Source organism: Eisenbergiella massiliensis (assembly GCF_003435485.1).
On record NZ_QVLV01000005.1, the window covers coordinates 190,617 to 210,438 of the forward strand.

At 43.1% G+C, this 19,822-nt stretch carries 15 protein-coding genes; 3 read left to right on the forward strand and 12 right to left on the reverse strand.

Annotation, left to right across the window (positions count from 1 at the left end; translation table 11 throughout):
- Positions 1-132: 132 nt before the first annotated feature.
- The 6 genes from DXC51_RS09480 to melA all read right to left on the reverse strand — a co-directional run bounded on the left by DXC51_RS09480 (position 133) and on the right by melA (position 9,691).
- On the reverse strand, positions 133-1,653 hold the full coding sequence (locus DXC51_RS09480) for a response regulator transcription factor (protein ID WP_243003175.1): 1,521 nt from the start codon (positions 1,651-1,653) through the stop codon (positions 133-135).
- Positions 1,637-3,376, reverse strand: a complete 1,740-nt coding sequence (locus DXC51_RS09485) for a sensor histidine kinase (RefSeq protein ID WP_117544364.1) — start codon at positions 3,374-3,376, stop codon at positions 1,637-1,639. Before DXC51_RS09485 ends, DXC51_RS09480 begins: the two co-directional genes overlap by 17 nt.
- Positions 3,373-4,614: an ABC transporter substrate-binding protein gene (locus tag DXC51_RS09490; protein WP_117544365.1), complete on the reverse strand. Its 1,242-nt coding sequence runs from the start codon at positions 4,612-4,614 to the stop codon at positions 3,373-3,375. Before DXC51_RS09490 ends, DXC51_RS09485 begins: the two co-directional genes overlap by 4 nt.
- 200 nt (positions 4,615-4,814) lie before the next feature.
- Positions 4,815-6,152, reverse strand: coding sequence for a phosphoglucosamine mutase (gene glmM, locus DXC51_RS09495; protein ID WP_025487717.1), 1,338 nt, complete (start codon positions 6,150-6,152; stop codon positions 4,815-4,817).
- 273 nt (positions 6,153-6,425) lie between these two features.
- Entirely contained in the window at positions 6,426-7,820 is a 1,395-nt protein-coding gene (locus DXC51_RS09500; RefSeq protein ID WP_117544366.1) for an SMI1/KNR4 family protein, read from the reverse strand.
- A gap of 548 nt (positions 7,821-8,368) precedes the next feature.
- Entirely contained in the window at positions 8,369-9,691 is a 1,323-nt protein-coding gene (melA, locus tag DXC51_RS09505; RefSeq protein WP_021634822.1) for an alpha-glucosidase/alpha-galactosidase, read from the reverse strand.
- 201 nt (positions 9,692-9,892) lie between these two features.
- Here melA and DXC51_RS09510 point away from each other — a divergent pair, with 201 nt between their 5' ends.
- Positions 9,893-10,822 carry an AraC family transcriptional regulator gene (locus tag DXC51_RS09510; protein WP_051358326.1) on the forward strand — a complete coding sequence of 310 codons (930 nt, stop codon included), beginning with the start codon at positions 9,893-9,895 and terminating at the stop codon, positions 10,820-10,822.
- An 18-nt stretch (positions 10,823-10,840) separates the two neighbouring features.
- On the opposite strand, the gene DXC51_RS09515 is transcribed toward DXC51_RS09510, so the two are convergent.
- On the reverse strand, positions 10,841-11,302 hold the full coding sequence (locus tag DXC51_RS09515) for a low molecular weight protein-tyrosine-phosphatase (protein ID WP_117544367.1): 462 nt from the start codon (positions 11,300-11,302) through the stop codon (positions 10,841-10,843).
- A 427-nt stretch (positions 11,303-11,729) separates the two neighbouring features.
- On the reverse strand, positions 11,730-12,116 hold the full coding sequence (locus DXC51_RS29970; RefSeq protein ID WP_243003167.1) for an ATP-binding protein: 387 nt from the start codon (positions 12,114-12,116) through the stop codon (positions 11,730-11,732).
- A gap of 223 nt (positions 12,117-12,339) precedes the next feature.
- Between DXC51_RS29970 and DXC51_RS29975 the strand changes: the two genes are divergently transcribed.
- Together DXC51_RS29975 and DXC51_RS29980 are read left to right on the forward strand one after the other, a co-directional pair.
- Positions 12,340-12,747, forward strand: a complete 408-nt coding sequence (locus tag DXC51_RS29975) for a hypothetical protein (protein WP_243003168.1) — start codon at positions 12,340-12,342, stop codon at positions 12,745-12,747.
- Between the two features lie 531 nt (positions 12,748-13,278).
- A complete protein-coding gene (locus DXC51_RS29980; RefSeq protein ID WP_243003169.1) occupies positions 13,279-13,635 on the forward strand; it encodes a hypothetical protein in 357 nt (118 codons plus the stop codon).
- A 357-nt stretch (positions 13,636-13,992) separates the two neighbouring features.
- Here the strand turns inward: DXC51_RS29980 and DXC51_RS09530 are convergent, their stop codons facing one another.
- From DXC51_RS09530 to DXC51_RS29985, 4 genes are all read right to left on the reverse strand, one after another.
- Positions 13,993-16,167, reverse strand: coding sequence for a DUF2357 domain-containing protein (locus tag DXC51_RS09530; RefSeq protein WP_117544368.1), 2,175 nt, complete (start codon positions 16,165-16,167; stop codon positions 13,993-13,995).
- Positions 16,168-16,185: 18 nt separating this feature from the next.
- Complete coding sequence (locus tag DXC51_RS09535) at positions 16,186-18,645, reverse strand: DUF8727 domain-containing protein (protein ID WP_117544369.1); 2,460 nt, start codon at positions 18,643-18,645, stop codon at positions 16,186-16,188.
- A gap of 129 nt (positions 18,646-18,774) precedes the next feature.
- Positions 18,775-18,918: a DUF1016 N-terminal domain-containing protein gene (locus tag DXC51_RS30730; protein WP_408608854.1), complete on the reverse strand. Its 144-nt coding sequence runs from the start codon at positions 18,916-18,918 to the stop codon at positions 18,775-18,777.
- Between the two features lie 603 nt (positions 18,919-19,521).
- Positions 19,522-19,776, reverse strand: coding sequence for a Fic family protein (locus DXC51_RS29985; RefSeq protein ID WP_243003170.1), 255 nt, complete (start codon positions 19,774-19,776; stop codon positions 19,522-19,524).
- Positions 19,777-19,822 lie beyond the last annotated feature (46 nt).

Genomic DNA, 19,822 nt, shown 5'->3' on the forward strand with positions numbered 1-19,822 from the left:
CGTTTCACGGTGAAAAAGTGGGTTTTCGTGTCCTTTTTCATCGGTGAAACGGGGTGTTATCCTTTTTTTGGGGAGGGGAAAATACGTCCTGTACCGCTGTCGGATACGGCTTTCCTCCATGATAATCAGGATTCAGCTGTTCATCTGGCGGTACTCCGCGGGGAGGACGCCTACCTCCTCTTTAAATACCTTACTCATATATTTCGGATCGGAGAAGCCGGTCATTGCTGCGATTTGGATCAGATTCTGGCTGGTTCCCAGAAGCAGGGTCTTTACCTTTTCCACTTTCACATTCCGGACCTCCTCCGTAAAGGATATGCCGGTTTCCTTTTTGAACTGGCGGCTCAGATATTCCGGGGAAACAGCCAGCTTCCTGGCGACCTCCTCCATGGTAATGCCCTGGCTGTAGTATTCCTCAATCATGCGCTTCGCCCGGGCGATCAGGGGGCTTACTTCCTGCTTTCCGGTAATTCCCCCCGCCATGATGGCGTCAAACAGGCGCTTCATGCTCACGCCCACATCGTCCCAGGTATAAGCGTTCATTATGGCCTCCAGCAGCTCCGGAACCTCCAGCTCATTTTCCTCAAAGGTTATGTATTCCCGGGCCGTATTCAGAGCTGTCCACAGAAATGTAATGCACGCTTCCTTGATATCCTTTGGTTTATGCACCTGATCCCTGCAGTAATTCAGGAATTCCGTGAAGCAGGCTTTAAACTCCTTTTCATCGCCCTTGATGACGGACTGTTTCAGCCGCAGGGACAGCTCCGGCGGATATTTCAGCGGATATACGGGAATGTCCGCGATGCGCCGCTCAGATATGATTTTCCCGTTGCCCAGTGAAAGGCTCCATTCCAAAAGCCGGCGTATCCTCTTCCGGCTTTCCTCCAGTTCATAAAAGCCCCCGCATTCATCCCAGACACACACCGCTTTGCTGTCGGTATTGGAAAGCAGCATAGGGACTACGGAACGGTTAAAATAAGCTTCCCAGTCCCGATCCTGCTCCATATGGTACAGCACCATCGTGCACTGCGTCCTTTCCGGGAATGCGGTCACCACGCTGCTGAAGCCCTGCACATGCCCGTCCACCTCACCGAGGATACGGAGCACAATGTCCTTCCTTTCATCATAAAACCGTCCCAGCCAAATGATGAAAACGGTCATCGGATCCGTTGCTTTAATATCATATTTTTTCTCAAGCGCGGCGGCGGTTTCCTCCGTTTTTTCCAGAATTCCCGTCAATGCGCTGCGGGTCATACTTTCCAGGCTCAGCAGCGTTCCCTGGTGATTTTTCTCCTGTACCTCTTCCTCCATCTGCTTCAACACTTTTTTCAGCTCCTGGATTTTTACAGGTTTGAGAAGATAGGTGCTCACTCCAAGCTCCATGGCCTGTTTGGCATAGGAAAAATCAGAATATGCGCTCAGGATCAGGGCCTTGCTGGCAACGCCCTCTTCCCGCAGCTTTTTTAGCATGGTCAGGCCATCCATATCAGGCATGCGGATATCCATTATGATTAAATCCGGTTTTACACGACGGATGACCTCCAGGCCCTCAATGCCATCGGCGGCTTTTCCCGCCAGCTCATAGGAAGGATTGAGTTTTTTCAGGATTCCTTCCATGCCTTCCCTGATGGGCGCTTCATCTTCCACTATCACAATTCTCAATTTTCTTTTCCTCCATTACGGGAATACACAACGTCACCCTCGTATATTCGGACGGGCGGCTTTCAAAGAGAACGCTGGCGGCCTCCCCGTAATAGAGCCGCAGCCTTTTTCTCACATTTTCTATTCCGAAATGGTCTTCCCTGTGATAATCCGGCTGATTCAGGATTGTCACCGTTTCTTCAGGCATACCCTTTCCGTTATCTTCGATTTTTACCCGGAGCATACCGTTTTCCAGCTCTCCGGTTATTATCAGGAGCGGTTCTTTTTTGCTGCCATGCAGCCCGTGTCTGATGCTGTTTTCCACAAAGGGCTGCAGAAGCAGCTTATGCATGGGGCATTTTGCGGCTTCGGAGGTGAGGCTGCAGAAAATCTGGATTTCCTTTCCCAGCTTCTCCTGTTGGAGGCGGGTATACTTTTTCAGCCAGGCGATCTCTTCTCCCAGTGTGGTGACACCGCCTGCATTCTTGATGGCATAACGGAGGATATCTCCCAAATCCCCAACCATTTCACTGATTTCATATTCCTCTCTGGCAATCGCCTTCCAGTTAATGGTATCCAGGGTGTTGTAGAGGAAATGTGGATCAATTTGGGCCTCCAGGGCGGATATTTCCGCGTTTTTCTGTTCCAGGGCGGATTGCCTGACCTGTCCCAGCAGCAAATCGGTCTGCGCCACCATTTCGTTGAAGCCGTCCGCAATCTCCACAACCTCCACGGGCATGTTGCCCCGTTTTTCCACCCGGGTGGTAAAATCGCCCTCCTCCACCCGGTGCATGGCCTTCAAAACGGCTTCCACGGACACTATTACAGGATGAATCACAATCAGTACAGCGGACACCAGGACAATGCAGACGCCGAAAACCATTCCCACCTGCAGCCAGAACTGATCCCGCATGGTTTTCTGGTAATGGGACAGGGGATAGAACTCCACAATGTTCCAGCCGCTCTTTTCGTTTGTTACCGATGCCGCCTTATATTCCGAATATGACCGGTTTCCGATGCGGCTGATTTGATCCAGCCTGATGGTGGAACCGATCATGCTGTTGTTCGGCGCGCTCAGCACTCTGCCGTCCTGCTCCAGAACAAAGATTTCACTTCCGGTTCCCTTCATGGCGTCCTGCAGCACTCTCTCATCCACGCTGATAAGAACGCTTCCCACTTCCTTATGGATATCCCTGTAATCAATCAGCCTTCTCTGGATGGAAAAAACATATACCGGATCATTTCCCGCCACTGTGGCGTATTTTATGGGCTGATACATCTCCACCTCATCCTGCAGCAGATTCATGCTGCTGTTTATCCAGAGACTTTCGCTGGTGGAGGATGACAGGCCGTCATAGTAAAGGCAGGTTCCGTCCGCTGTAAAAACAGCCAGTCCAATCACGCCGTCATTCCGGTTGCAGATATGCTTCAGTTCCCTGCGGATACGTATTTTAACGGATTCCATATCTTCTGCGCCGGCATTGAATTTTTCCACCAAATCTATCATATCGTCATCCGTGCAGAAGTCGTAAAGGAGCGTATAATATTTCTCCAGGGTAAGGGAAAGACTGCGGTTGGACTTTTCCAGGCCTGCCTGCACCCGGCTGTCCAGGCTTTCCTCCATGGATGAATTCAGCCGCAGCTGGGATACCCCTGCAAAAATCAGGATGGGGATAAAAAGCAATGTGAGAAGCATAAAAATCAATCTGATACGAATTCCCCAGGGTCTTTTCATTCGCCGCCTCCCTGCTCCAGCAGGAGCGTAATGGTTTCCTCCGCTTCCTTTAAGGTTTCCTCCACGCCGGCCCCAAGAATGACATTTTCCATGGCTTCGGTCACCGTTCCTGATACGCTGGGCCACCAGGGTGCAAATTCCCTGCATCTGGCCGTTTGAAACAGCCCTACAAAAGCTCTGCGCTCTTCGTCGTCGGGAAACTGCTTTTCCATGACGTCATCCCTTGGGGCAAGGAAGCCGAAATCATCCATATAGGACTGCATCCTCCGGGGTTCTGCCAGGTAGCGCATAAACTCCAGCGCCTCTTCCACATGTCCATCCTCCGATACGGCCATGATTTCGCCTCCTACCGTGGTTATCCTTTCCCCGTCCGAGGGAATGGGGGCAATGCCGAATTCTATATCCGGCGCGTTTTTGCGGATATACCCCACTGTCATGCAGGTATTGAACATCATCGCCGTTTTTCCCTTTGAAAACTGGTGCATCACATCCGCCAGCGTCATGCTCACGCTCTGTCTGTTTAAAACGCCCTGTTCCGAAAGCGTCCCAAGAAGGCTGAATGCGTTTCTGCCCGCTTCACTGTCTATCCGCGTCACATCCCCTCCCATAGACCACAGCACCGGAAGAAAGGCATACAGGCTTTCCTCACTCTGTATTCCCGCCACTGCAAACCCGTAGTGGGATTCGTTTGTGGTACGGACCGCCGTATCGCAGAATTCCTCCCAGGTTGCAGGCACAGCGCAGCCTGCCTCCTCCAGCATCTGTTTATTGTAAATCAGCGCCGGACAGTTCATTCCAAAAGGAAGGCCGTAAACCCTTCCGTCAATTTCACAGGGTTCCATCGCCTGGGGCAGATATTCGGGAAGCACCTCCAGCTTCCCTGTCAAATCCGCAAAGTGCTTCATATTATGGAAAAACCGGAAATCCGAGGAATCCACCACCGCAATGTCCGGCATGGTTCCATCCGCCATGCTCAGGGCAAGCTGTTTCTTAAAATCCTCATCCGGTACATATTTTATTTCCACCGTAATGCGATCCTGGGATGCGTTAAATGTCTTCACCAGCTTCGAAAGAGTCTGCTGGCAGGCCGGGATATCCCAGTAATGCCAGAGCGTTACCACCGTTTTTTCAGGTGCACTTACCTCCTCCTGCGCCTGCCTGCCGCAGCCTGCCGTAAAAAGCAGCAATATAAGAAGAAAGGCCATGCCTGCCCTCAGCCCGATTTTTCTGACGTTCATTTTCAATCTCCCTGTTTTCTGCAGCGGACCAGCCGAATGGTTACTAACTGAATCATTTTCTTACGGTCAGCGCAAAGCGCTGGACTGTTGAATAGTTACTAAAAGTATATCATATCCGTATGAAAGAAGGGAGCCTTACGGAAATCTTTTCCGCTATGGCTCCCCTGCCTCAGCTCTTTATTTTCCTGTATGCCTTATTTTTACTGTCCTGCCTCTTCCATCTTCGCGGCAATCTGTTCAGCCAGCTTCCGGCAGACCTCTTCCTCACGGGCCTCCACCAGAATCCGGATCACCGGCTCCGTGCCGCTTTTGCGGATCAGCACGCGGCCTGAGCCGTCAAGCTCCAGAGAAGCCTGGTCAATGGCCTCTTTTACCACGGGATTTTCCAGTACTGCCGCGGCATCCTGCACCCGTTTGTTAATCTGTGTCTTGGGGAACAGGGTGACTCCTGCGGTCAGGAAGGAAGGCATGGTTTTCTTTCCCACAATAATTTCCATCACCCGGATGGCGGTTAAAATGCCGTCCCCTGTGGTGCTGTATTTGTTAAAAATAATATGTCCGGATTCCTCGCCGCCTATACTGTAGCCATGCTCCTGCATTTCAAGGGATACGTATTTATCGCCGACCGGCGTGCGTTTCATGCGGATGCCCTGCTTTTCCAGAGCCTTTTCCACTCCCATGTTGGAGGCGATTGTGGCAACCACCGTATCGTCAATCAGCGCATTCCTTTCCTTCATGTGCACGGCGCACAGATACATAATCAAATCGCCATCCAGAACATTTCCTTTTTCGTCCACAGCAAAGCATCTGTCAGCATCGCCGTCAAAGGCAAAGCCCACATCCAGACCTTTTTCCACTACGAACTTCTGCAGGGACTCAATATGCGTGGAACCGCAGTCCACGTTAATATTCAGGCCGTCCGGCTCATCATGAATCATATAAGTGCGGGCGCCAAGCATTTCAAATACCGTCTTGGCAATGCTGCTGGCGGCGCCGTTGGCACAGTCCAGACCCACCTTGTAGCCGCGGAAGGAATGTATGGTAGTGGAGGTGAGATAGCTGATATACTGGTTTCTTCCCTGGATGTAGTCGGTAATTTTACCGATATTTTCATTGCGGGCGCAGGTGATTTCCACCTTGCCGTCCAGATAATCCTCCACCTTTTCCAGTACGGCATCCTCCATTTTAAAGCCGTCTTTGTCTATAATTTTAATTCCGTTGTCATAAAAAGGGTTATGGCTGGCGGTAATCATGATGCCAAAGTCAAAATCCCCGCTCTTTGTCACATAGGATACGCTGGGCGTGGTGGTAACGTGAAGCAGGTTGACATCTACGCCGCCTGAGCTTAAGCCTGCCGCCAGGGCATATTCAAACATATAGCTGGAGCGTCTGGTATCCTTTCCGATAACGCAGCTCGCCTTTTTATGGGCGCCGTCCGTAAAATACCAGCCCAGGAACTTCCCGATATTAAAGGCATGGTCCGCCGTCAGAACCTCGTTTGCTTTTCCTCTGAATCCATCGGTACCAAAATACTTCATATGATCTCCTTTCATGGGTCAATCACGATTTTCGTCTGCCATTTTATCACAGTTTTGGAAAATTTGCACTATTAAATCTTTTTTTTGTACTAAAGTAGCATATGTGAGGATGAGGAAAAGTAAACGCGGGTTTTGACATTTTTATGATTCTGCCAGGATAAACGCATCAGCGTAGGCGGCCTCCATCCTGCCCGGGAAAAAAGACGGCTGGCAGCTGAAGCTTCGGATGGCAGGAAGGAGGCCGCCTACGCTGATGCGTTTATCCTGATGATTCTACTGTGGGCTGATTCCATTTGTCTGGAAGGCGATTTTCAGATTTGCGCTCATCATCCGGTCGGTTTTATATTTCTTCCACATCCAAAGATAGGTATCGTCAAGCTTCCTGCATTTGCTTCTGAAGACAGCCTGAAGCGCTGTATGGGCCAGCCAGTAGGACTCTCCCCGCATTAATTCGGAAAGCTCTCTCACATAGTTCATTTTATCATCGCAGGTACCGATGACGTAGACAGCGGTTTTTCTTGTTTCCTCTTTATTGTTGTTATCCATTGCAAAAACGATGATATCCCCGGCACGGCGGCATTTGCAGTCATGGAGGAAATACAGAAGCCTGTTTTTTTCTGTAACATTTTCTCCATATAAAAGCTGCAGCATGGGCTGGTAATAGCGGCACTTTTCACCCTCCGGCAGTCTTCTGGCGCAGCAAATGGCAGCGTCAGGATTGCTTCCTGACAAAAGCTGTTCAAAGACCTCCCGGCCCCTGTGTAAATCAAAACGGAAAAGAAGCTCCGTCCTCATGGCATCCAATTCTGGTTCCTTCAATGCTGCAAGAAAATCTATGGTTTCTGCAGCGGCGGTTTTGAACCGGAAGAGGCTTGACAGAAGCTGTTCCTTATTCAGGGGCGGAACATCCCTGTTGTCTTCCACCGCTGTTTTTTTGTCCATTTCGCAGAAGTCCTTAACAAGCTCTTCTTCGGATTTCAGGCACAGGTATCCGTAGGAGGTAAGATTGTGATCCTGAAGGATTTCCTGAAAATACATTTCGTACCAGTAAAGAAAGGGCATTCCGGTAAAAAAGGGGCCGTACTCCGGTTCCAGGTTCCAGTCGATATAGACGATTTTACCGCGCTCACTTCCTCTGCACATCAAAACAGTGTCATAGGTACAGCCCTGGGTTCCGATGACCAGCATTCCCGCGCAGAGCTTATAAATCAATGAGTCGTATTCATCATCGCTGCAGTTATCAAGCTCCTCCATGCGGACGGCCCAGTCCTCCGGCGTCATGCGCCGGTCGATGAAGGCGGGCACCGGGACTTCTTCATCCTTTTGCTTTGCAGCGGTTTGCGTAGTCTCCAGGTATTCCGTATACCGTTCCGCTTCATCAAGAGAATAGAGGCCATAGTAAGGGCCTGCCCCTCCGTTCCCTATCTGAGTGAGGAAAAATTTGTATTCCTCGGGAAGCAGAAGATTATGTTTTTCCTCAAACCGGCGCACCTGTTCCGGTGAAGCAGGGGGATTCAGCTTGTATTTGTGGCGATCCGCGCCAAATATCAGATGGGAAGGATCCCGGGCTCCGGCCTGGGTTACCAGAGATTTCAGATAAGAGGCATGGGCTGGGTGGAATGGTATTTCTGTTGGGGAATCCGGGGATGGGTGATATTTTTCTTCCATTATTATCTCCTGTATATTGTAGTCTTGCCTGCGATGCTGCATTAATGAGTAGTTTTCAGGGTGATTTACAGCCTGTGCCTGTCCGTGCGGTAATATGTGCCTTTGCATGCGGCAATATGATTTTTTTCTGATTGGTTTGTTTATTTGTTCACTTGTTTTTATCTTGCTTTTAGTCCTCTTTTTTAAATGGCTTTTTATCTTGATAAAGGATATAAAGTGTCTTGAATATTATAATATTTTATGGGAATTAAGTCTATGAGCGCAGTTCGGTATTAAATATAAATATTATATGGCATTTTCTTATTGGCGGGAAATGATTTATGGAATATAGAAACAATAAACGGTTATACAAAACCAACGTTTGTATAACCGCTTATTGTTTCTTAGCCTTTTGTTTCTTAGCTTACTGCTTCTTTTGGAAATACCTTCCTAAGAAAGGCTTTCTCTCATTTAAAACTGCTGTCCGGAGTAGCTCTTACTTTTTTACTTTTGCTTATCCGCACGCAGTACGCCGTGGATCGTGTACCGGCAGAACCTCCGGAATGCATTTATTTATACATTGCCATGTACTCGCCATGGGCTTCAATCAGCTCATCGCACATGCTGCGGATATCATCGATATTCAGCTCTGCCGCAGTATGGGGATCCAGCATAGCTGCCTGGTAAATGTAGTTCTTATCCCTTGTCCTCGCAGCTTCAATGGTAAGCAGCTGTACGTTGATGTTTGTCTGGTTCATGGCGGCCAGCTGTACGGGCAGGCGGCCTACATGGCAGGGATTTACACCTTTTGCATTGATCATGCAGGGAACCTCCACGCATGCGTCGGAAGGCAGATTGTCAATCAGGCCTGTATTCAGTACGTTTCCGCCAATCTGGTAAGGATGGTTGGTTACGACTGCCTCCATAATATAAGAAGCATATTCCCTGGAACGTTCGTGGGTTATCTTGCCGTCCTTAAGGATGTTATCCCTTTCCTGCTCCCAGTCCGCGATCTGCTTGATGCAGCGTCTGGGATATTCGTCGAGCGGAATATTGAACTTATCGATCATTTCCGGATAACGGGACTTAATAAAAAACGGGTTATACTCGGAGTTATGTTCACTGGATTCTGTGCAGTAATAGCCAAGGGTTCTAATGTATTCATAACGCACCATATCGTTATGCTTTTCATTTTTATTCTTCTCCAGCGCACGCTTTTTGATTTCGGGGTAAAGATCGATTCCGTCTTTGTCCCTGATATCCAAAAGCCAGGCCATATGGTTAATGCCAGCGATATAGTCCGTGGCGCCTTCCAGCTTGTCTTCCATTCCCAGACCCTTCAAAAGTCCTTCGGTGCAGACCTGAACGCTGTGGCAAAGGCCTACGGTTCTGATTTTCGTATATCTCTGCATGTAGCCGCTGAGAATTGCCATAGGGTTGGTGTAATTCAGGAAAAGGGTGTTGGGGCAGACCTCTTCCATATCCCTTGCAAAGCCTTCCATTACGGGAATGGTACGGAGTCCGCGCATGATGCCGCCGATTCCCAGCGTATCACCGATAGTCTGCTTCAGGCCGTATTTCTTGGGAATTTCAAAATCAGTTACGGTGCAGGGCTCATAGCCGCCTACCTGAATGGCATTTACAACAAAGTCAGCGTCACGCAGCGCTTCTTTTCTGTTTTCCACACCAAGATAGGTTTTGATAACCGCTCTGTCTTCGTTTACATTATGGTTGATAGCCTTCAGGATGATTTCTGAATCCTTCAGACGTTCTCCGTCAATGTCGTATAATGCGATTTCCGCATCTCTGAGCACCGGTGTGCACATGCAGTCCCCAAGGACATTCCTTGCAAATACCGTACTTCCTGCCCCCAGAAAAGTAATTTTTACCATGAGAGTTCCTCCTTCTCTTGCATTTAACTTATGATTCCTTTAAAATCATGGTATCTGCTTTTATTTTAAGATTTCTGGACTTTTTTTCTATATTAATTGTTTCTTATTTTTGTATTTATGTTTCCTTTCGTGTTTTCTTTCCGTAGGGCGGAAGGGTATGGCGGACGCGGATGGAACCGGATATCGGAAGGACAGGTTTTTATGAAAAATGAATTGACGCAGGTTAATGAATTGAGGCATATAACAGATGAAAAAAATAACATCCGGGAGACAATCCGGCTTTTAACAGAGTCACAGACGCGCATTGCGCTGCGTCTTTATTATTCCGGAAGTGAGTCCTGTGCCCCGGGACATTTTTTCGGCCCGGCCGTAAGGACTCATTATCTGATCCATTTTATCAGGAGCGGGAAGGGCAGGTATATGCGCGGCAATTCCGAATATGCTTTGAAAAAAGGGGATGCGTTCCTGATCCTTCCCGGTGAAACGACAAAATATATGGCGGACGAAGAAGAGCCGTGGGAATACACCTGGATTGCCTTTGATGGTCCGGATGCAGGGACGCTGCTGCGTCACTGTGGTTTTACGGATTCCCAGGTTGTCTACCGGGCACCGGACGAGGAGAGTGCACAGCGGCTGCTTACACAGACAATTGTGTTTGAGGACAGTTTTCACGAAAATAGCCAGAACCTGCTGAAAATCCTGGGGAATTTTTATCTGCTGTTCTCCTGCATGTATCAGGAACAGCTTCCTGCGCATCTTCTCCCGGAATCCGGGAATGCTTCCCAGACCGGAACGCTGCAGGAAATTTATTTCCGCCAGGCTGTGGAGTATCTGGAGCATAATTTCAGTTATCCGGTAAAAATTGAGCAGCTGGCAAGGCAGGTGGGGGTGAGCCGTACTTATCTGTATAAAATATTTATTTCACATTCCGGGAAAAGTGTTCAGCAGTATTTACTGGATCTGCGGCTGGAGGCTGCCATGGATATGCTGAAGAAAACACGCAGGGATATAACGGAAATTGCATATTCCTGCGGTTTTACGGATTCCCCGTCCTTCTGCCGACAGTTTAAAAAGACCACCGGGCGGACGCCGCTGCAGTACAGACGGCTGGCGGGGAATTATGGGGGATAGGATTATTTAATTGCTTATTTACTTTACCAAGCTGTTTAAGAAGCCCTCACAGCCTTCACATACATCTCGGTAGGTGGCTTCAAAATTGCCTGTGTACCAGGGGTCCGCTATGGCGCCGGGACGGTCTGTATAGTCCAGGAGAAGATGGACTTTGTTTTCCGGGTCAGAACGGAGGATCCGCATGATGTTGCGCAGGTTCATTTCATCCATGCCGATGATGTAGTTGAATTTATTGTAGTCTTCTTTTCTCATCTGGCGGGCGTGTTTTTGTGAAATCTCCTCCCGGGAAATGCCGTGCTCCAAGAGCTTGCGGCGGGTTCCGTGGTGCACCGGGTTGCCGATTTCTTCGGTGCTGGTGGCGGCGGATTCTATGTGGAATTCGGCCGCAAGGTTTCTGGTTTTTACCATGTCACGCAGGATGAATTCTGCCATGGGGGAGCGGCAGATGTTGCCGTGGCAAATAAAAAGTATTTTTATCATCTTGATTATATCCTTTCATAAGCCTTTAAACCTTGATATTTCAGGCTTTTCGGTGCTTTCTTGATTTTCTGTTTCTGCCCCTCTCTACGCATATCTACATAAGTCTGCATAAATCACCTGGCAAATGGTGTAAGAAGTGGTGTTCCTGCAAACCAATCAAAATTTATTCTATAAAATAATCCACTTTCCTTTTTGACTGGAACATTCTCTCTTTATAATACCTGTTTTTTTATGGATTCCATATAATACTTTACTGTACTATATTTTTCTCCGATAACTTCTGCTATTCTTTTTATGATATCATTAATTCTGTTTCAACTACTCTCAATATACACGGCACCACAGAGTTACCACCTTCTTGGTTAGTGTCTTGGTCAGTATGACTAATCAAGCTTTTGAACATCACCATGCTGTCTTCTCCGTTTAATCATATATTATGGCATAGGATTTCTAACTTCTTTACAACTATCTTTGATTGTCCGATTCCACGTCCCCATACCTCAATAAAACCAGCCCTGAAAAACGTATTAACAATTAACGGATCATATGGCCTTGACCGATCCTTTCCCATCAGATCATCAATCGTCCAATCTTCTGGAAAAATACAGTCATTTGTAATATAAATCATATCTATATACACACATATTTGAATGGGGAGCAGTGCTCCGTAAAATTTATGTACAATAGCATTAAAAGCGACTTCAATTATTGTATCTTTTGGGAATGGGTAAGTTTCTACTCTTGTCACTCCTTTATAAGAAATATCTGCCTTTACTGGACAGTGAAAAGTTCTCAATAAAAATAACCCTTTCAAGCCATTTTATATTATCCTTAAAGTTACCACACAAAAAGGATAAAATCACCGAAAGAGTTATTCATTTTCAGTTTATCATACTTTTCGGTGACTGGCTAGATACCATGATAAATTTTATTGATGATATTTTAAACCTTGCTTCTCCAGAACTACCGCTTTTTGCTGGTTTGTTGTTATTGTTACGGCATTTCTGCTCCGTTCTGATAAACTCGGGGTGACCTCTATGATCCGCGACCTGGCTCTCAGAGCCGATACTTACGAATCTCTGCTTCATTTATTCAGATCCTCCTCCTGGTCTCTTGATTCCTTGTGCCGATATTGGATGGCGGCAGTTCTCCGGTTTGCTCCTCTCCATCAGGAATACAACTGTACGATTCTGATTGGTGATGGCGTCAAGCAGGCCAAAGATGCTCGCTTTATGCCAAGGATGAAGAAATTATTTCAGGAATCTGAAAATTCTGCCAAACCGGATTTCATCTTTGGACATATGTTTGGCGGCCTTGACGTTTTGGCCGGCGACTTCTCCAAATGGTTTTGTATTCCCTTAAGCATTCGCCTTCATGACGGGCTTGAGCCACTTGAATCGTGGCCGGACCATCTGCCAATACGGCTTCTCATGTCGTTCGGATGATTTGGGATGCCTACGATGCTGCTAAGGTTCTCAGTGATTTCCTGCTTTTACTGGACCGATACTTTTTGTCCATCCTGGCGCTTTCAGAAACTAATCATCTGAACCAGACCGGACAGATGCATCTTGATATCCTGACAAAGGCCAGGCTAAACTGTAAGGCTTATGAGGCGGCACCAAAGAAGAAACCGGACCGCGGCCGCCCACCCAAGAAAGGCAAAACCGTCTATCTCAAAGGATTGTTTGATTCCTGCCGTCCGCTCTTTCAGGAAAGTACTTTGGTTTTATATGGGAAGTAAGAGCAGGTGAGATATTATTGTGTCAATCTCCTATGGGGGCAAAAGCTGTATCAGGAATTGTGTTTTGTGTTGGTTGAATACGGTGGAACAAAAAAGCATTTTAGCCAGTACAAATCTGTCGATGGAACCGCTGGATATGATAAGGCTCTACAGTTACCGGTTTCGGATCGAATGTGCCTTTCGGGAGTTAACGCAGCAGATAGGAGGCTTCTGTTATCATTTCTGGAGTAAAGGTATGCCGAAGTTAAACCGCTATCTCAAAAAAGGAATGGTACATCCGTTGGAGAGTATCACGCAATCCCGCGCCAGGGAAAAAATCATAGCAACCGTTAATACAATAGAATGCCATATGATGCTGTCAGTCATTGCCATGGGAATCTTACAAATGTTATCCTTACAATACGGCAGTTTGCTGAACATATCCGAATTCCGATATATGAGAGCGCCATCAAAAAAGACGGTATCTGAAACAACGATGATGCAACATCTACGACAACATATTTTTCGTTTTATGGTAGAAACACCGCATTTAGGCATAACACAAATAATTCTGGAGAAGCAAAAAAGATCTGAAATCCATAAGGATTTATAGATTTCTTAGTCGTATAAACTTTTCACTGTCAAGTGCCTTTAAATATTTCATAAAAATAAGGGCAATTACTTTATCCGCTTGTAAAACTGAACCACTGCCGGCTAAAGCCGCCTAAAGTTACCTATCTCAAAGTTATTGTTTTTCCTTCTCTCTTCCAAATCCTGATTTTTTATATATTCGGTTATCACGTCAAATTTAGTATTCTCTTTTTTCTTTTTACTAAACTTGAAGCTATGGGGTTAACCTAAAGGCTTCGCCTTAAGGCGTGGGATTTAACCCCCTTATACAGACATTAAAGAACCATAATTTTCATCCTGATATCTGACTTCGGCCCACTATGGAGTGTTTACACTATTTTTACTTTTTCTTCTTTTTCAAGTAGAACTTACACTTATCAGAACCAACACATCCAGGAAGTCCCGAGGCAGAGCATTCAACGCGATTAATCTTACCCTTTCGCATATATCGAATGAAATTTCTACACGACTCTTCTTTAATCAGTTCTCTTGAGTTCTTATGTTCATACAACTCACACATATTTCCTTCAATTGTACATCTTATTTTTTGTCGAAGACACATTCCTCTGGAATAATAGAAACATCTTTTACCATACATCCCAGTTTCATCTATTTTTTTAGAACTGCTTATTGAATTGCCTTCTTGCTCAGCTTTTTCTAAATTAACATCTGTATTTCCTTCTTTACTATTAGAGAAATTCCTTTCATGTATTACTTTTTCTTTATTCTCATCAGCAATTAGATTCACCTCTGCTTCTAAAGCATCGACAACATCTAATAGACTTGATATTCTGTCTCTTAATGCAATACTACCATCCTCTTCACCTACAATAGTAAGCGAAAAATACTTTGGTAATGATTGTTTACTAGAATTCACTCCATTCTTCTTAAAATAATACATTTTATCGCTATCGCCAGGATAAATCGCACCAACACCAATAACATCAGAAAAAAATTTATCTTTTGATGCAATCTGTGAACTGTATTTAAGAACCAATTCAGGCAGATATCTTTTCTTTACATTTTGTGTATTTGAATACTTAGCATCTAGAATATAATAATATTCATTCATTGATGTTTCTATTTTCAGTACAAAATCTGGGATCCATCTATCATTCCATTTACATTTTGTAAAATTATATCCTGTAGAATATAGATTCATTCCCTCATTAAGACGATTCACCCATATCAATGGCTCGTAAAATAACGTAAGTTCATATCCGTGTCCAGAAAAAATATACTTATTGTTTATCTCTTCTGGATCATCTTCTATGTCATATACTACTCTGCTAGCTTCTGTAAGTATATAACCATTTTGTACTACTGCCGTTTGCAATTTAATCAAACAATAGTATTCAAATATTCTACTTAAGGTTTTCAACTTAAATAGATAATTTAAGTGATCAAATGTATAGTCTCCCGCCTCAAACCATTTAACCATGCACTCATAGCATATTCTGTAATGATATACTTGCTTAAACGTATTTGTTAATTTAGGTAATCCAACAACATTATCCCCAACACACTCAAGGATACGAATATACCTGTAATACAATTCCTGCAAAAGATCTCTTTTTTTCTCATAACGTTCTATTACACCTTTGTAGTACACATAAATACATCTTCCAGTTAATTCGTGAGTATTAGGTAATTGAATAATAATGCTATCCGGAATATTTTTTAATTCCAATATTTCTCGACTTAATCCACCTATCTGATTGTTTATATACCCAATTACTGACTGTAGAAACCCCAGAACTACTTTATTCTCATATGTATCGTAAGAGTATCTTGAAACATATGTTTTTATTTTCGCTGGAGCATAATATTTTTCTTTATATTTTATTACAGACTCCTTTTCAGTTCCAGTAAGATTATCCGGATTGCTTGCAATCCAAATCAAGCTCTCTTGATCAACTTTTCTCATAGACTTAACATCTACAATTGCTACCTCCTGTTCAATAACAGATTTCTTATGATTCCTAAAGTATCCATAATTTCCTTCATACACACTTATAATTTCATCAATCATTCTAAGTGTATTCCATATTGACCGTATATCATTCTTTATTAATCCAGCCTTTTTTCTGCTACAACTAAAACATATTTCAAGAAAATTAGGTAAATTGTTTTCTATCTCACCTAACATTTGCTCAACTTGCCTCGCTGTTTGCTTAGTAGTTGCAATTCTTAAATATTTAGAACAATATACTCTTTCATCCCCGTATCCACTGTCAATATTAACACTAACGCATATCAAATCAAAACAGCCACTGAACACGGTATCTCTTTCGGTTTCGTAACACCCCGTACTTGCATTATATATTAATGGAACCGAATAATCACCCACAAACAATTCTATACTGTCAAACGATTCTTCACTTCTAACAATAAGCTTATATAAATAGTTTTCGAATAACAATATATCGTTATTAACAGTCTCTAGAGAAGGATGATTATCATTGAGAAGTACTTCCGCACTTGAACCATCTGGTTGTATTATGCATAACCTCAAGTTACCCCTCCTCCTCTCTTACAAGTTAAAAAATCCATAAAACTCATGTTCTGATCTTTCAATTATTTTTGCAATGATATTTGCACTCTTATTTAACTGATTCTCTTTACATATATTCATGAGATCCTTAAGAAACTCTCCATATTGTTTTCCATTTCCATTAATACAAGGAAGTATTTTTTGTGAAATAGCAAAATCTAATGCAACCTCCTTTGATGACATATAACCCTCTGCAACAAGGTAATAATGTGTTATTGCATGAATGCTTCGCGGACTAATTATATGATTACCCTCTTTCATCTTATCAATTATTCTGTCCAGACGAGTTTTTGTAATTTGATTCATTTTTTTATCTTTGACATTCTTCCAATCAAATAATCTATACAAAACTTCAAGCGAAATCACCTCATCGCCATTGCTTACCATTGTATCATTGGTCAGCGAAGAAACTATAGCATCAATAGGCACCGCTCCCATGGATATGACCCAAGCTCTATCTAAAAATCTTGGTGATAAATCTGCAGTTGTTTGATCATAATTAATTGTAGCCAAAAATCTAAGTTCTGACCCAAAAGAATACACCGTACCATCTGAATATGTAATCCTTTGCTTATTAGGATCATCCGCAAAATAATTAAAATGTGACCAATAGTATTCTATAGGACTAAGATTTGCTTCATCAAGCAACACAAAATAAGGTGCCTTCACAGCATTTTCTCTATTCTCCCTTGTCAATTGCTTCATACAATTTGAAAAAGCAGGTTGTGTCTCCTCTATTTCTTTCGTTAATGGATTATAATATCCAATCAAATCTTTTGAAGATGTCCATCCCCTTTCTACCAAAATTTCTGCAAATCTATTATCATATAATCCTAAAGACTTAGCTAACAATTTGCACAGAGATGTCTTTCCAGTTCCTGGTTCTCCGGCAAATACAGTAATATAATTTTGGAACACACTAATCAAATAGTTATATGCATCGTCCTTATTAATATTACGCCCTGCCTCATTCATCTTCTTCAGTAAAATAGAAACTACTTGTTCCGCGGATAAATCATCGCTCAAATTTGCTATTTCTATTACTTTTTCTTCTTTAGTTTCTATTTCATCTGGCATTTCAAGCTGAGAAACAAGCAACTTAACAATCTCCGTATTCCTATTATTCGCTGCCCATTCAACTATCATTGCATTCAAATTATTCGTTGCTTTCTTATAGTCATCTTGAGCGCTCTCACAAGCTCTCTTCCAAGTGTCTCTGTCAGACTCCATTTGATCGCGTTCACTTTTTGCTTTAGCAATAGCCGTCTCTGTATCACTCAGTTCTTTCTTCTTAGCAGCTAATAGATTTTCCAAATCCTGTTGCTTTTGAGCAATTGCTTGCTCCCCAAGTTTTTCAAGTTCTTTTTGCTGTTCGTTTAATCTACTCTGTCCATCTTCTATTTCCCGTACAATAGCATCTCGTTTTGCTTCTACTTCATGCAATTCTATTGTAATCGCCTGTATTTTTGCGTCATATTGAACATCCTGCCTTGCAATTTCATCTAACAACTCAGAATGTGTTCTTAAATATTCTTCCTTATCCGCAACTGAATTAGGATTATTTCTAAAATATTCCTCCATTAACCTCAATTTGTAATCGCTTAGTTCAACGGACATCTGCAACAATTCACATATTTTCTTAACTCTAAAATCCGATAATTGCCCCCTCTCAGAGAAAGAGTCTGCAATCTGCATAAATTGTTCTCTAAGTTCTGCCAAATTTTCTATACCTTCGGATTTATCAAGCAAATCTTTGAAAAAATCTGCAAGTTCTTCATTATCAATATAGTCAATTTGTTCAGTCGGTTCTATTTCATGCAGCTTTTCCATCTTGTAAATAAACTGCATTTTATCAGTTCTTCTTATAGAGTAATTACCATCCATGATAATGCTCTCTAAATCAAACATTCGGTATCTATTAATAATTCCACTATTTACAAAGATCTTGAGTGTATAAATTGCCTCATCACCGTATGAATCCTCAATATCAGAAATCATAAACTCAAATGGGCCATAGCAATCTTGTGCATACTTCAACAGAATAAGTTTATTAGGTTTATGTTTTATTCTTATTAATCGTTTTGTATTATCATTCAAAAACTCATTGATTGGGTAATCAATATCTATTATTTCAATTACTTCTTCCCTATCGAAATCATCAACATCATTTAAACTTATCTGATATTTATTGCTGTTATTATTGAACTGATCGAAATTCGGATGAAAACTGCTCTTAAAATCAATTCTAAAACGCAATAATCTGTTTCTTATATCGTCGGTAGCTCCTTCATATGAATTCGATAAAGATACCGTTCCGCCATTAGGAAATTCTGTCCATCTATTATCACCAACTTCACGCAAGCTTCCGTCTAACATTATTTCATATTGTGGTCTAATAAAGCTTTTATTTCCAAAAGCCCCCAAATAATACTGATACATTCGTTTTTCTCCTTCGTTACAATTATCAATTCTCTCTTTACGTTCAATTATTTATTAACCATCTGTCATTCTTTTCCCTCCTCATATACCAATAGCGCATATTTTCCATCCAAAGCACGAAGAAGTCTCTTAATATACGTTCGTGTTCACAATCTGCTCATCAGGAAAGCACTGGTAAAATTTGATGTAATAATGCAAATTTCTTTTAGGATAATTTTTGACAAACTCCTTTGTCAAATCTTCTGCCAATGCAGAAATCAAGCATCTTGCCATACTCTGCACGCTCACTGTCGTCCAGTTCCTGCTCTATAATTCGTTTTCCAATATTCCAATAGGTAAGTAACATTACTTTACTGGAGGCACTATTGGCTACTTCTCACCCAGATAAAAGAATACTTTTAATTTGTGTAATAACTGATTGATATGGCATCAAATGATTCTCCATCGTATCACCTCGGATTCATAATAAATATATTTTAACTTGCTTTTCCTGTCACATCAAGGCTCCTTCAAAAATGGTGTAGTAGTAGTATAATAAACGCCTTTCTGTTTCATGAAACTATTGATTTTACAGGCTTTCCCGGGATTTTTCAAGATATTTTCGTGACAAATAAATAGTATTTTTATCATCTTGATTATATCCCTTCATAAGCCTTCAAACCTTGATATTACAGGATTTTTGGCTCTTTTTATATTTATCTAATTTGCCCCAAACCTACGCTATTCTTTATAGATCTACGCAAATTCACGGGCAAATGGTTTCGTAAGTGGTGTAAAAAACATTACTGCAGACAATTAATCAAGCTTATCATCATCTCTTTTTCTTCCGGATTAGATTCCGCAATCATAATAGTAAGAGCCACTAGGGCATGGTCATCAATCAATTTTTTCCATTTTTAAACAACACTTCATTCTTATCCAGATAATACAAAACATGGTCGCGGCAACTCTTTTGTTGCCAACTGAAAAGCTATAATTCTTTGTCACAAAAAATAATAGATTTGCAGCCTTCTCCTCCAATGTGGGGTATAAATCCTCACCTGCAAAACTTTGATAAATTGCTCCGATGCTCCCTTTAAAGGAATCATCCTTTTCATTACCGAACAGGGAACTGCTGTCACCAAATTTCATATCTTCTATTACTTTTCAGCATTCCTCATAAGTCAGAATATAGGTC